Source organism: Mesorhizobium sp. P2_D6 (assembly GCF_056404315.1).
In genome coordinates this window covers 213,107-227,032 of sequence record NZ_JBFUEG010000007.1, presented here as the reverse complement: position 1 = coordinate 227,032, position 13,926 = coordinate 213,107, and the positions used below count along the sequence as shown (strand labels likewise).

Sequence of the window (13,926 nt, the reverse complement as noted above, 5' to 3'; positions counted from 1 at the left end):
GCTCATGAACGCCGTCGAAATTGAAGAAGCCATATCGGCGCTTGCCGACCACCCGTTCGACGGTGGCGAGTTCCCGTTCGCCTTCCTGCAAGCCTTCGGGAACAAGGAAACGACGATCCGGAAGCTGCGGGCGGGCGCGTCGAACAAGTCCGACCTTGCCGGCGGCGTGCTTCAGACCAGCAACATCCATATCGCCGTGGCCGCTCCTGGCGAAGTCACGGCGACGCTTGGCATGCTGAAAGCCAGCCCGGCGACGGCGAAGGCCAAGGCGAAATTCGTGCTGGCGACAGACGGAGACACCTTTGAGGCCGAAGACCTAGCGAGCGGCGAAACCGTTGCCTGTGCCTATGCCGACTTCCCGAACCATTTCGGATTCTTTCTCCAGCTTGCCGGCATCACGACCGTCAAGCAGGTGCGGGAAAGTTCCTTCGATATCCGGGCCACCGGTCGCCTGAACCGGCTGTATCGAACGCTGCTCGAAGAAAACCCGGATTGGGATGCCGCCGAGCGGCGTCCCGAAATGAATCATTTCATGGCGCGGCTGATCTTCTGCTTTTTCGCCGAGGACACCGATATCTTCAACGGTGTAGGTCTGTTCACAGACACTATCGAGCAGATGAGCGCGCGGGACTCGTCCAACACGCACGAGGTCATCGCCACTTTGTTTCGGGCGATGAATACGAAGATCGCCGAGCGGAAAGCGGCCAACCTGCCGCGATGGGCAGACGCCTTTCCGTATGTGAACGGCGAGCTTTTTTCCGGCAGCGTTGAGGTGCCGCGCTTCAGCAAGATTGCGCGCTCATACCTCATTCATATCGGCAATCTCGACTGGACGAAGATCAATCCCGATATCTTCGGATCGATGATTCAGGCGGTTGCTGACGACGAGGAGCGCGGCGCGCTTGGCATGCACTACACGTCCGTGCCGAACATCCTGAAGGTGCTCAACCCGCTGTTCCTCGACGACCTGCGGGAGCGGCTTGAGGAAGCTGGCGACAATGCCCGCAAACTACTGAATCTCCGCAATCGCATGTCGAAGATCAGAGTCTTCGATCCGGCCTGCGGCTCGGGTAACTTCCTCGTCATTGCCTACAAGGAAATGCGCGAGATCGAGGCAGAGATTAACAAGCGGCGCGGCGAGGCCGATAGGCGTACCGAAATTCCGTTGACTAACTTCAGGGGCATTGAGCTGCGCGACTTTCCGGCGGAGATCGCGCGCCTAGCGCTCATCATCGCGGAGTTTCAGTGTGACGTACTCTATCGGGGACAGAAGGAGGCACTGGCCGAGTTCCTGCCGCTCGACAAGGAAAACTGGATCACCTGCGGCAATGCACTGAGGCTCGACTGGTTGAGCATCTGCCCGCCGACCGGCACCGGCGTAAAGTTCCAGGCCGATGATTTGTTTCATACCCCTCTCAATCAGGCGCAGATCGACTTCGACAACGAAGGTGGCGAAACGTATATTTGTGGAAACCCCCCATATCTCGGAAACAAACTTCAGTCAGAAGAGCAAAAGTCCGATCTGGGTAACGTCTTTGACGGGCGAGTCGCAGGATGGAAGTCCCTCGACTACGTAGCTGCATGGTTCATGAGGGCGGCAGATTACGGCACTAAGACCAACGCGGCATCCGCCTTTGTTACCACAAATTCGCTGTGTCAGGGGCAGCAAGTTCCACTCTTGTGGCCTGCAATATATGCAAAAACTCACGAAATTATCTTTGCTCACACGTCTTTCAAGTGGGCGAATCTCGCGAGCTATAATGCCGGCGTAACCGTAATTATTGTTGGCATTTCGAATTCCGAAGGGAAGAGGCGGAGGCTTTACTCAATCGATCAAGACGGTTCGACCCAAGAGAAGACATGCAACAACATTAATCCGTACCTCGTTGATGGTCCGAACCTCGTCATTGAGAGCAGGCGCGACGCGGGACAAGGCCGTGCGGCTATGCTGTTCGGAAACATGCCCCGTGACGGCGGAAATTTAATTGTGACGCAAGAGGAACTCACTGCAACAGGACACCGCAACGATGACGTATTTACAAAGTATCTGAGGCGCTTTGTAGGATCGGAGGACTTCATCCAGGGCAAAGCAAGATATTGTCTTTGGATCGAAAAAGCTCAGCACCAGGACGCTTTGCGTTCTACGCAAATTGCGAAGAGACTGGATGCCGTAAAGGAGATGCGACTTGCGAGCAAAGCCGGATCAACGCGCGACTATGCAAAGGCTCCTTACCGATTCGTCCAAATACAAGGCACAGCCAACGTCAACACCCTTATAGTCCCCCGTCACAGTTCGGAGCGTCGACCATATCTTCCAATCGGCTTGCTGGACGCATCCGCAATCATCGCCGACAGCGCATTCGCAATTTACGACGCGCCATTGTGGACGCTCTCGCTAATCGCTTCTCGCCTCCACCTTGTCTGGATCGCAGCAGTCTGCGGAAAGCTCAAAACGGACTACCGTTACTCGAACACATTGGGCTGGAACACGTTCCCCCTGCCCCGCCTTACCGCGAAAAACGAGTCGGATTTGAACGACTCGGCGACCAATATTCTGTTGACGCGAGAAAGCTACTTTCCAGCGTCAATTAGCGAAATGTACGATCCTGACGAGATGGGAGGTGCATTCCCGTCTTTGCAGCAAGCGCACGACCGCAACGATGAGATCGTCGAGCGCATCTACATTGGGCGTAAATTTAGGAATGACACTGAGCGACTCGAAAAGCTCTTCGCAATGTACGCGGACGATCAGAAAGGTGGTCGACGCAGGGAGCAAATGGCGGCTGGTACGGGAGGCCGCGCATGACTCAAGTCGATTACATCGCGCAACCAACCTCCCGAACAACGCTCGAAGCAATTGACGGCATCCTGTCGCAGGCCGGAATCGAGGCGATGGATGTAGCCGCCGCATACATCACGTCAGGAGGGCTTAACGATTTGGTCGTTCGCAGCACCGCGACATTGGGGGCTGGGTGGGCTGGCTTAGAGAAGAGATGGCTTACGTCATTTGACTATTGCCGAACAGAGCCTGTCGCGCTCGGTGCCATGCTTGCAATGCCGGCTTCATCTGTCCGCGTGTACGACGCCCAATTCTGCTTGGCTCATGGGGGTATTCCGAGGGTGCCCTTTCACCCGAAGGCCTATTTGATGCGCAGTGACCAACGAGATTACGCCCTTACAGGGTCTGGCAATCTCTCACGGTCTGGGTTGTCGAGGGGCATTGAGGCCGGGCTTGCAATCAGTGTGGATCGATTGGTCCCGGATGAGCCAACGTCGGTTGCCGCCCTGCAGGCGCTGCGCGATTGGTACGCAGCGACGTGGGCTGCCGCAACACCTTTGAATGCAGCGTTGCTGACAGACTACGCCAAAGTTTTCGAAAGCGCGGAAAATCTCAAAAAGCCCACCCCAACGGAAGATGACGTTGCAACCAGCGACACCAGTGCAGGTGCGATTTCCAGCGCAAACCTGCAGAAACTTAGAGTTTGCCGAAATTTTTGGATCGAAGCAGGCAACATAACAAAAAATCGAGGCCCGCTGCTGCCCGGAAGTCAGTTGATGATGAAGCGACTTTCGCGAGTATTCTTTGGTTTTCTACCAACAGACGTCCCCAAGAATACTCATATTGGAAACGTCCTGATAAGCTACAATGCAGGGAACTTGGAACAATACTCGCTGACCTACAGCGACAACAAGATGGACAAGCTGAATCTCCCCATTCCGGGCGCAGGTGGACCGGTTGCCTACGATGGCCGACTCTTAATTTTCAGACAGGTGGGTCCAAGGGCATTTGACTTGTCCTTGGGGACGCCGGCGGACAAAGCAAATTGGTTGAAGAGAAGCCGCGCGATTGATGGCGCATTCAAAATGACAAGCGGCCGAGAGTGGGGGGTATTCTGATGGCAGGCAATAAGAACGACGAAAAAGGCATGCTGGCGGTTCCATCAGTTTCGGTTTCCTATGCCCGCAACGGCAACTCGACCAATGCCAACGCGCTTGGCATGCGCCCCATGCAGGAGCGCGCCTATGAGCGGCGCGGGGAGCAGTACCTGCTTATCAAGTCGCCTCCTGCGTCGGGCAAAAGTCGAGCGCTCATGTTCGTCGCCCTCGACAAGCTGCACAATCAAGGTCTGAAACAGGCCATCATCGTCGTTCCGGAAAAGTCCATCGGCGCGAGCTTCAATGACGAGCCGCTGACCAAATATGGGTTTTGGGCGGACTGGACCGTCAAGCCGAAATGGAATCTTTGTAACGCGCCGGGCGAAGACGGCGGCAAGGTCAATTCAGTAGGGGCGTTTCTCGACAGCGCCGACAAGGTGCTGGTCTGCACCCATGCGACCTTCCGCTTTGCCGTGGAGAGGTTCGGCATAGAGAGATTCGACGACCGGCTGATTGCCGTCGACGAATTCCACCACGTTTCGGCCGATCCCGACAGTAAGCTCGGGCAGCATCTCGGTCAGATCATTGCCCGCGAGAGCGCTCATATCGTCGCCATGACCGGTTCCTATTTTCGGGGCGACGCCGTTCCAGTTCTCAGCCCCCAGGATGAGGCGAAGTTCGACACTGTCACCTACACCTACTATGAGCAGCTCAACGGCTATGAATATCTGAAGCAGCTCGACATCGGATATTTCTTCTATTCCGGGCCATATTCCGATGACATCCTGAAGGTGTTGGACCCTGCCGAGAAAACTATCGTCCATATCCCGAGCGTCAACTCGCGCGAAAGCACGAAGGACAAGATCAGGGAAGTTGAACACATAATCGAGGAGCTGGGCGAATGGCAGGGGATTGACCCCGCCACCGGATTCCAACTGGTCAAGGTGCCAGATAACAGCAAGGGTGGCGGCCGCATTCTCAGGATTGCCGATCTGGTCGATGATGACGCGGCCAGACGCGACCGCGTTTCGGCTGCGCTGAAAGACCCGGCGCAAAAGAACAACCGGGACCATGTGGACATCATCATCGCGCTCGGCATGGCGAAGGAAGGTTTCGACTGGATTTGGTGCGAACACGCGCTGACGGTCGGCTATCGGTCGAGCCTGACCGAGATCGTGCAGATCATTGGCCGCGCCACCCGCGACGCGCCGGGCAAGACACGCGCCCGCTTCACCAATCTTATTGCCGAGCCGGATGCCTCGGAAGAGTCTGTCACCGAAGCTGTGAACGATACGCTGAAAGCCATCGCTGCCAGCCTTCTCATGGAGCAGGTGCTAGCCCCGCGCTTTAACTTCACCCCGAAGAATCCGAACAGTGGGCCGGTCGAAGGCTTCAACTATGGCGAGGGCGGTTACGACCCCAAAAAGACCAATGTCGGGTTCAATGAGCAAACGGGCCAGTTCCAGATCGAGATCAAGGGCCTTGCCGAACCCAAGAGTAAGGAAGCCGCTCGCATCTGCACTGAGGACCTGAACGAGGTGATCGCCGCCTTCGTTCAGGACAAGACGACTATCGAGCGCGGCATCTTTGACGAGGAACTGATCCCCGAGGAACTTACCCAGGTCCGCCTCGGGAAGATCATCAAGGACAAGTATCCCGAACTCGACGAGGAAGATCAGGAGGCGGTGCGTCAGCACGCCATTGCCGCCCTTACGCTGACACAACAGGCCAAGCAGATTGCGCTTGGCGGCGGGGGAGCTGGCGACGGCGAGCAGAGCGGCAATACGGCTTTGATCGACGGCGTCCGCAAATTCGCAATGGACGTCCGTGAACTCGACATCGACCTCATCGACCGCATCAATCCGTTCGGCGAAGCCTACGCCATCCTCGCCAAGACCATGAGCGAGGAGAGCCTAAAACAGGTGGCGGCGGCGATTGCCGCCAAACGTACGAGCCTGACGCCCGAGGAAGCCAAGGACTTGGCCGTGCGAGCAGTCAGGTTCAAGAAGGAGCGCGGACGGTTGCCGTCGATCAGCTCGACTGACGCCTGGGAGAAGCGGATGGCCGAGGGTGCCGCCGCCTTTGTTCGCTTCAAGGACGAGGGCCGCTATGAGTGATCTTGACCTCGACGAACTGCGTTCCGAACTAGACGACTTCGCGCAGCCGGAGAAGAAGGGCGGGCGGTCCGCACGCGAGGAACGCATCATCGCCGGCTTCGAAGAGATCCAGCGATTTGTCGACCAGCACGGCCATCCGCCAATCCATGGCGAAGACAGAGATATTTTCGAGCGGCTCTATGCAGTGCGACTGGACCGGCTTTCAGCGCTCGAAGAATGCAGATCGCTGCTATTGCCCATGGACCACCAGGGCCTTCTCCAATCGGCAAGCAGCGTCGCAGGCGGCTTCGCGGAACCGGTCAATGATGACGAGTTGCTCGCCGAACTGGCCGGGGCGGCTGGTTCGGCCGACATAACCGAGCTTCGGAACGTCCGCACCAGCGCCGAGAAGCGCGCGGCCGAGGAAATTGCTAACCGTACGAAGTGCGAAGACTTCGATAGGTTCAAGCCGTTGTTTGCGAGGGTACAGGAGGAGATCGAAAGCGGTATCCGGCAGACTCGCGAGTTTGAACTGAAGGCAGAAATCACAACAGGAAGCTGGTTCATAGTCGGCGGACAGAAGGCGTATGTCGCGGACGTTGGAAATGTGTTCACAAACGCCCAGGGTCGAACCGATGCACGGCTGCGCGTGATTTTTGACAATGGCACCGAAAGCAACATGCTCATGCGCTCGCTTCAGCGTTCCCTCAATAAGGATGAAGCTGGGCGACGAATTACCGATCCTGTTGCTGGTCCCCTTTTTGCTGGCGAGCACGCCGAAGACGATCAAGCAAGTGGGACGATTTATGTGCTGCGGAGCAAATCGGACCATCCCCTTGTGGCAGCGAATCGAGACCTCGTTCATAAGATTGGGGTGACCAACCTAAACATCGCACAGCGTATAGCTGGCGCCAGGCTTCAGCCCACATTCCTGATGGCCGATGTCGAGATCGTTGCAACCTACGAGCTTTTCAACGTCAATCGGACGAGACTTGAGAATGTAATCCACCGGGTTTTCGGACCGGCCCGATTGGACATTGAAATCAAAGACCGATTCGGAAATCCGGTCGTCCCACGCGAGTGGTTCCTTGTGCCGCTATTCGTGATCGATGAAGCGGTTGAACGCATCAAGGACGGCACGATCACCGACTATAGATACGACCCTGGGAAAGCATCCCTAGTGCACTGAGCCAAGCGTATCGCCAAGGCTAACCTCAACCCATTCGGCGTCTTCGCAGAATTTTTCGTGGCGCGGCGTTAGAGCGTTCCGCCCTTGAACCACCCCGGCTTTGACGGCCCCGCTCGCGCAGGCATCTCGGAGGTGACGCGCTTTCGCATGCCCGCCTACCGGGCCGGAAGCCAGCCTGCGGCTTCGAACAACCCGGGCACGTCATCCAGCCCGTGCGCGATCGCGTCCGGCTGGTAGTCGGGCGGTGGGCGCCGGCCGGTGCCGCGGTCGACCCAGACGGCGCGGAAGTCGAGATCGCGCGCGGCGGCCAGGTCGAGATGCGGGCTGGCGCAGATGTGCACCAGCTCGTCCCTGGTCACGCCGAGGGTTCGCCATGCATGTTCGAAGATCTGCCGCGACGGCTTGTAGGCCTGCGCCTGCTCGGCGGTGATGACCCGGTCGATCGATCCGCCGAGCTGCGCGACGTTGCCTGCGATGATGGCGTCATCGGTGTTGGAGATGATCGCCAGCCTGAAGCCGGCATCCTTTAGCCGGCGCAGCGTCGCGACAATCTCGGGAAAAGGCGGCATCTTGCCTATCGACGCGGTCAGCAGCTCCGCGTCGTCGGCCGCCGCCTCCAGCGAGAAATCCCGCAGCGCCAGCTGCAAGGCCCTGGCCGTGACGTCGGCGAAGGACAGATGCGGCCTGGAATGCTCCAGCTCATGCTCATGCCGGTCATAGACGGGGATGAAGTCTTCCGCCGCGATCTTGCGGCCCTTGCGCGCGAGAATCGTTTCCATCGCCGCCATCAGGCCTTCGTCCCATTGGATCAGCGTTCCGTAGCAATCGAATGTAAGCCAGGTCGGGCGCGGCCCGTTCAATGCCATTTGGAGAAACCTCAGGGAAAGTTGGCTGGACAGTGGCAGCGATCTCAGTCATTTGAAAATTAAATGTTGCGATAGGATCAAGTGGAAATTCGAATGGATCTCAATCTGTTGCGCAGCTTCGTCGCGGTTGTCGAAACCGGCGGTTTTACGCGCGCGGCGGAGCGCGTTCACCTGACGCAGTCGACCATCAGCCAGCAGATCAAGCGGCTGGAAGACAGCGTCGGCCACAGCCTGCTTGTGCGCGAGCGCGCGCCGGGCGGCGTGCAGGTCACCGAAGAGGGCGAAGTGCTGCTCGGCTACGCACGCCGGCTGCTGTCGATCTCGGCCGAGGCGGAAGCGGCCCTGCGGCAGCCCGCGGCGCCAAAGACGGTGCGGCTCGGCGTGCCGGAAGACTTTGCCGGCCGGCGGCTGATCGATTTGCTGTCGGGATTTTCCCGGGCGTCGCCGCATCTGCGGCTCGACACCGTCAGCGGCTGGAGTTTTGAGCTGCGGCGCCTGCTCGACAATGGCGAGATCGATCTGGCGCTGATCAAGCGCGAGCCTGGCGACGCGCCTTGCCTGGGGCGCTGGGAGGAGACGCTTGCCTGGGTGGCCGGCCCGTCCGGTGCGCTCGACGCCGACCCCGTGCCGCTCGCCATGTTTCCGCAAGGCTGCATTTACCGGCAAAGGGCGACGCGCGCGATCGAGGCGACGGGGCGGATGTGGCGCATCGCCTATACAAGCCAGGGGCTGATCGGCGTGCAGGCGGCGGTGGCGTCGGGGCTGGGCATCAGCCTGCTGCCGGTGGATGCGGTGCTTCCCGAGCACCGCCTGCTGACCGCTGCCGACGGTTTTGCCGAACAGCCGCCGTCGGAGCTGGCGTTGATCGCGCCCTCGCAAAGGCTGGATGCGCCGGCGCGCGATCTGGCCGCGTTTCTGGTCGCAAACATCGGCGGCATTCTGCATGGCTCTGTCGCCCAGCCGAAGGAAGCGCGGCGCCCGGTTGCAGCCTTGCGCTAACTGCCGCCTGGTTGGCTGCCATCTGCCTGATTAACCCCTTTTATACCAGCCCCCAAAGTCCTCTGGCCTTTTGTCTCAGCCGCTCTATCTGGCTGATGTTAGCCTTATCCTCTGATGGAGGTTTTGATGGATCGGCGATCATTCTTGACAGCATTGTTCGGCGTTGCGGGGGCCGCGGCGCTTGCTACGACGGTTCGGCCGCTCGAGGCTATGGCCGGGGTTCCCAATGTCGGGAACGGCATTCTCGATGAGCTCGACAAGCAGGATGCCAATGCATTCGATGACGACGAAGGCCCGGGCGATGTCGAGCAGATCTACCATCGGCGATGGCACTATCGTCACCGGCGGCGGCGCGTGTGGAGACGGCACTGCCGCAGGTTCTGGCGCTATGGCCGGTGGCACAGGCGCTGCTATCGCAGGCGCTCCTATGTCATCTTGCGATTCTAGCCGCAGGCTGATCCCAGGGTTTGGATAAATCCTGCCCAGCGGCGCAAATATTGAAACAGACCCATCCCGATTTGCTTCGGGATGGGCAGATCAGGCTGGCCCCGCCACTGCCGCCACCGAGTCGCGCTCGACCAACGGGCATTCCAGCTTGGTGATGGGATAGCGGCCGCGGCCGGGAGGCGGCGGCACTTCGAGCTGCTCGATCGCCCATTGGCCCATGGCCATGTGCGGCAGGATGGATGTCGTCAGCGGCGGGAACAGATGCCGGGCGATCTCCTCATCGTCATAGCCGACGACGGAGATGTCCTGCGGTATGTGCAGGCCGGCCTCCTTCAGCGCTTCGTAGCAGCCGATGGCCGTGCGGTCGTTCTGGCAGAAGATGGCGGTCGGGCGGTCCTTCAGCGCAAGAAGCTTGACGGTCGCGGCATAGCCCGCACTTGCCGACCAGTCGCCTTCGACCACCAGCTCCGGATCGAACGGAATGTCGGCGGTGGCGAGCGCCCTGCGGTAGCCTTTCAGGCGGTCTTGGGCTGCCTGCATCCAGGGTTCGCCGGTGATGGTGGCGATGCGGCGGTGGCCGTGGCCGATCAGATGCCGGGTCGAGCTCTGGCCGCCGGCGATCTCCGAGGGAACCACGGCGGGGAAGGCATAGTCGGATGTGTAGCAATTGAGCAGGATGACCGGGATGTCGAGGCTATAGAGGAAGTCGGGCGCCGTGATCTCGCGGGTAAAGATGGTCATGTAGATCAGCGCCGAGATGCCGCGCTTGGTGAGGGCCGCAATGGCGCGCGGCTCCATGACGGCGTCGCCCATGGTCTGCGCCACCAGCAAGACATTGCCGGCGTTCCACGACGCCTGGCGCGCGCCCTCGATGGCGACGACGGCTTCCGGACTGGTCGCCAGCTGGTCGACGGCGAAGCCGATGACGCCATCAAGCCCTTCGAAAGCGGGAACCGGTTTGCGCAGCGCCGAGAAGGCGGGCGCGGAATAGCCGAGCGCACGCGCGGCGTCGATCACCCGCTCGCGCGTCTGCTGCGACAGCCTGATGCCGGGCGAATTGTTGAGCACGAAAGAGACGGTCGCCTGCGAGCAGCCGGCAGCCCTGGCAATATCCGTCATGGTGACGCGGCCGCCTTTTGCGGTTCTCGCCGGCGCCTTGCGCCGCCGCGCCGCGTCGCTGGCCGGGCCGTCCGGGTCAATCGTATCGCTCATGGCATTCGTGTCCCAATCCACGGCCTGTCTAGCGGCAGCCAGTCAGGGCGACAAGATGGTTCGGCGCCATCCACTAATAGAAGTCGCCGGATATGATTATGTTTATTAGCAGCTTCAGCTCGCTGCCGCTACGCCTCTCCGTTCGGTCGTAACTCAACAACTGCAAGGCATCCGCTTGGACGCTGCCGAGGCGGCGCACCTTGGGAGAACGAGCCCCGCCGCCTTGCCAGCGCCCTCGCATGGGACCCCTTACTAATACCGTTTACTAATACAAAAATGCGCTGTAACGTCAATCCGCCGCGTCCGGTCCGGCTGGGACCCGCGCGGCGAGAAGTGCGCGTGAATGGCCTGATGGCGAGCGGGGATTGCCTCCGCAAGCTCTGCCTCGGACATGTGATATGTCAGACAAATCAGACTATTTACGAGCACGGGATGAGTCTCTAAAGTCCGTAATCGCGACTGGAACGACGCCATTCTTTCAGTGCCGGGAACCCTGAGGAGGAGGGCGTCCAAATCGCAAGTGGCAATTCAGTGAATGCAAGATCGGTTCAGTCCGACGACTGAGCCAAAACGGGAGGTTGAACATGAAATCCTTGATACGACATGCATCCGTAGCCACGGCAGCCCTGCTGCTTGGCCTGACGGCGACAGCCATTGCGCGCGCCGACGACAAGCCGACGCTGGCCTTCGTCGTCAACGGCGCGTCCGACTTCTGGAAGGCGGCGGAAGCCGGCGTCAAGAAGGCGCAGGGCGAGCTGCCCGACTACAATCTCGAACTCAAATATCCCGAGCAGTCCTCGGTCGCCATCCAGCAGCGGCTGATGGACGATCTGGTGACTGCCGGCGTCAAGGGGATCATGGTCTCGGCCGTCGACCCCAAGACCTCGACCGACGGTCTGAACAAGATCGCCTCTGAGACGGCGCTGTTCACCACCGACTCCGATGCCCCGCAGACCAAGCGCGTCGCCTATATCGGCTCGTCCAATGTCGACGCCGGCAAGCAGGCGGCCGAGATCGCCAAGAAGGCGATGCCCGACGGCGGCAAATGCCTCGGCTTCGTCGGCCTGCTCGGCGCCGACAATGCCAAGGAACGCATCCAAGGCATGAAGGACGGTCTCGCCGGCAGCAAGATCGAACTGGTCGACGTGCGCGGCGACGACATCGACCAGGCGCGCGCCAAGAAGAATGTCGAGGACGCGCTGGTCGCCAGCCCCGACATCACGTGCATGGTCGGTTTCTACTCCTACAACACGCCGCGCATCTATGAAGCGCTGCGCGACGCGGGCAAGCTCGGCTCGATCACCGTCGTCGGTTTCGATGACGATCCGATCACGCTGGGCGGCGTCAAGGAAGGCACGGTGGCGGCGACCGTCGTGCAGCAGCCCTTCGAATGGGCCTACCAGGGCATGAAGCTGATGGCCGCCTATCTCAAGGGCGACAAATCCGGCATTCCGGAAGGCGGCCTGATCATCATCCCGACCAAGATCATCGGCAAGGACGATGTCGACGCCTATGCGGCCAATCTGAAGGCGATGTCCGGAAACTGAGGCCACGAGCGGTTACGCCGGCTCAAGGTTCGCCTTGGGCCGGCGATCGTGTTGACGGGCGGGCGAAGGCCCGTCAGTCTGCTGAAGGGGCCATTTTGGCCCAGCGGCTGCTGGCAAGCGCGATCAATTGTGGCTTGATGAACTATTCCGACACATCCATTGCAGCGACTACCCCGTTCCTCGGCCTCGAGAACGTGCGCAAGACCTATCCAGGCGTTGTCGCGCTGGACGGCTTTTCCATGGACGTCAGGCCGGGTGAGGTCATCGGCCTGGTCGGCGAAAACGGCGCCGGCAAATCGACCTTGATGAAGATCCTCGGCGGCGTCACCCGGCCGGACAGCGGCACCATTACCGTCGACGGCGTTGCGCATGACGGGCTTAGCGTCGAAGGCAGCCTGGGGTCGGGCATCGCCTTCGTCCACCAGGAACTCAACCTGTTCGAAAACCTCGACGTCGCCGCCAATATCTTTTTTGGCCGCGAGCCGTTGCGTGGCGGGCCGCTGCGGCTGGTCGACCGCGCCAGGCTGCGCGAGATGGTGGCGCCATTGTTGAAGCGCGTCGGCGCCAATTTCTCCGCCGATACGCCGGTCGCCGACCTGTCGCTGGCGCAGCAGCAGATGGTCGAGATCGCCAAGGCGCTGTCGATCAAGGCGCGGCTGGTCATCCTCGACGAGCCGACCTCAAGCCTGCCGATCGCCGAAACCGACAAGCTGCTCGACGTCATCAAGGCGCTGAAGGCCGATGGTATCAGCGTCATCTTCATCTCGCACCGGCTGCACGAGGTCGAACGCGTCGCCGACCGGGTGGTGGTGTTGCGCGACGGCATGCTGGCCGGCACTTTGCCGAAGAGCGCCATCAACCACGACCAGATGGTCAAGCTGATGATCGGCCGCATGCTGAAGGAACGCGAGAAAGCGTCCGAAGCGGCGCGGGCACCGGGCACAACGGCGCTATCGGCCAAAGCTGTACGCACCCCCGCCTACCCTGCCCGGCCGGTCGATCTCGATGTCAGGCGTGGCGAGATCCTCGGCCTTGCCGGCCTTGTCGGCTCTGGCCGGACCGAACTGGCGCGGGTGTTCTTCGGCATCGACAGCACACTTGGCGGCGCGCTCGAACTCGACGGCAAGCCGCTTGTCCTGGGCTCGGCGGCCGATGCCGTCGCGCACGGCATTTTTCTCGTCCCGGAAGACCGCAAGCTGACCGGGATACTGCTCGATTTGTCGATCGCGCAAAACATTTCGCTGCCCAATCTGCCGGCCCATGCGAAGCGCCAGCTGGTGTCGGCAAAAGCGGAGACCGTCACAGCCGAGAAGCAGAAGAAGGATCTCGGCATCAAGGCGCCATCGGTGCAGACGCGCACCGGCACGCTGTCGGGCGGCAACCAGCAGAAGGTGGTGCTGGGCAAGTGGCTGGCGATGAACCCCAAGGTGATGATTCTCGACGAGCCGACGCGCGGCATCGACATCGGCGCCAAGGCCGAGATTTACGGGCTGATGCGGGCGCTGGCCGATGCCGGCGTCGCCGTGCTGATGATCTCCAGCGACATGGAAGAGGTGATCGGCGTGTCTGACCGCATCGCCGTCATGCATGAGGGCCAGATTTCCGGCATTCTCGACAAGGAAAAATTCAGCCAGGAAAACGTGCTGTTGCTGGCGGTCGGCAAGAAGCCAAAATAGCATTTTGCTTTGCCGCAG

Annotated in this window: 10 protein-coding genes; 8 read left to right on the top strand and 2 right to left on the bottom strand. The window is 60.4% G+C overall.

Annotated features, from left to right (window positions below):
* Positions 1–4 precede the first annotated feature (4 nt).
* The 4 genes from AC1D1L_RS17380 to AC1D1L_RS17365 are packed head-to-tail and all read left to right on the top strand — an operon-like array spanning position 5 to position 7,161.
* A complete protein-coding gene (locus AC1D1L_RS17380) occupies positions 5–2,806 on the top strand; it encodes a class I SAM-dependent DNA methyltransferase (protein ID WP_477342734.1) in 2,802 nt (933 codons plus the stop codon).
* Positions 2,803–3,897 (top strand): phospholipase D-like domain-containing protein, encoded by a 1,095-nt coding sequence (locus AC1D1L_RS17375; RefSeq protein ID WP_477342733.1) that lies wholly within the window; start codon positions 2,803–2,805, stop codon positions 3,895–3,897. The genes AC1D1L_RS17380 and AC1D1L_RS17375 overlap by 4 nt, the downstream gene beginning before the upstream one ends.
* A complete protein-coding gene (locus AC1D1L_RS17370) occupies positions 3,897–5,993 on the top strand; it encodes a DEAD/DEAH box helicase (RefSeq protein WP_477342732.1) in 2,097 nt (698 codons plus the stop codon). Before AC1D1L_RS17375 ends, AC1D1L_RS17370 begins: the two co-directional genes overlap by 1 nt.
* Positions 5,986–7,161 carry a GIY-YIG nuclease family protein gene (locus AC1D1L_RS17365; RefSeq protein WP_477342731.1) on the top strand — a complete coding sequence of 392 codons (1,176 nt, stop codon included), beginning with the start codon at positions 5,986–5,988 and terminating at the stop codon, positions 7,159–7,161. The genes AC1D1L_RS17370 and AC1D1L_RS17365 overlap by 8 nt, the downstream gene beginning before the upstream one ends.
* A 155-nt stretch (positions 7,162–7,316) precedes the next feature.
* Here the strand turns inward: AC1D1L_RS17365 and AC1D1L_RS17360 are convergent, their stop codons facing one another.
* Complete coding sequence (locus AC1D1L_RS17360; RefSeq protein ID WP_477342730.1) at positions 7,317–8,027, bottom strand: haloacid dehalogenase type II; 711 nt, start codon at positions 8,025–8,027, stop codon at positions 7,317–7,319.
* Positions 8,028–8,108: 81 nt separating this feature from the next.
* Between AC1D1L_RS17360 and AC1D1L_RS17355 the strand changes: the two genes are divergently transcribed.
* Together AC1D1L_RS17355 and AC1D1L_RS17350 are read left to right on the top strand one after the other, a co-directional pair.
* On the top strand, positions 8,109–9,026 hold the full coding sequence (locus AC1D1L_RS17355; protein WP_477342729.1) for a LysR substrate-binding domain-containing protein: 918 nt from the start codon (positions 8,109–8,111) through the stop codon (positions 9,024–9,026).
* 114 nt (positions 9,027–9,140) lie between these two features.
* Positions 9,141–9,473, top strand: a complete 333-nt coding sequence (locus AC1D1L_RS17350; protein ID WP_477342728.1) for a twin-arginine translocation signal domain-containing protein — start codon at positions 9,141–9,143, stop codon at positions 9,471–9,473.
* A gap of 90 nt (positions 9,474–9,563) precedes the next feature.
* Here the strand turns inward: AC1D1L_RS17350 and AC1D1L_RS17345 are convergent, their stop codons facing one another.
* The gene (locus tag AC1D1L_RS17345; RefSeq protein WP_477342727.1) at positions 9,564–10,685 is read right to left on the bottom strand and encodes a LacI family DNA-binding transcriptional regulator; all 1,122 of its coding nucleotides are present in this window, start codon (positions 10,683–10,685) and stop codon (positions 9,564–9,566) included.
* A gap of 584 nt (positions 10,686–11,269) precedes the next feature.
* On the opposite strand from AC1D1L_RS17345, the gene AC1D1L_RS17340 reads away from it, so the two are divergent.
* Complete coding sequence (locus tag AC1D1L_RS17340) at positions 11,270–12,232, top strand: sugar-binding protein (protein WP_181056760.1); 963 nt, start codon at positions 11,270–11,272, stop codon at positions 12,230–12,232.
* A 137-nt stretch (positions 12,233–12,369) separates the two neighbouring features.
* On the top strand, positions 12,370–13,908 hold the full coding sequence (locus AC1D1L_RS17335; RefSeq protein WP_477342726.1) for a sugar ABC transporter ATP-binding protein: 1,539 nt from the start codon (positions 12,370–12,372) through the stop codon (positions 13,906–13,908).
* The last annotated feature ends 18 nt before the right edge of the window (positions 13,909–13,926 follow it).

Coding starts and splice junctions, on each gene's coding strand:
- AC1D1L_RS17360 (WP_477342730.1), bottom strand. CDS start 8,027: ATGGCATTGAACGGGCCGCGCCCGACCTGGCTTACATTCGATTGCTAC.
- AC1D1L_RS17365 (WP_477342731.1), top strand. CDS start 5,986: ATGAGTGATCTTGACCTCGACGAACTGCGTTCCGAACTAGACGACTTC.
- AC1D1L_RS17380 (WP_477342734.1), top strand. CDS start 5: ATGAACGCCGTCGAAATTGAAGAAGCCATATCGGCGCTTGCCGACCAC.
- AC1D1L_RS17340 (WP_181056760.1), top strand. CDS start 11,270: ATGAAATCCTTGATACGACATGCATCCGTAGCCACGGCAGCCCTGCTG.
- AC1D1L_RS17375 (WP_477342733.1), top strand. CDS start 2,803: ATGACTCAAGTCGATTACATCGCGCAACCAACCTCCCGAACAACGCTC.
- AC1D1L_RS17335 (WP_477342726.1), top strand. CDS start 12,370: ATGAACTATTCCGACACATCCATTGCAGCGACTACCCCGTTCCTCGGC.
- AC1D1L_RS17350 (WP_477342728.1), top strand. CDS start 9,141: ATGGAGGTTTTGATGGATCGGCGATCATTCTTGACAGCATTGTTCGGC.
- AC1D1L_RS17345 (WP_477342727.1), bottom strand. CDS start 10,685: ATGAGCGATACGATTGACCCGGACGGCCCGGCCAGCGACGCGGCGCGG.
- AC1D1L_RS17370 (WP_477342732.1), top strand. CDS start 3,897: ATGGCAGGCAATAAGAACGACGAAAAAGGCATGCTGGCGGTTCCATCA.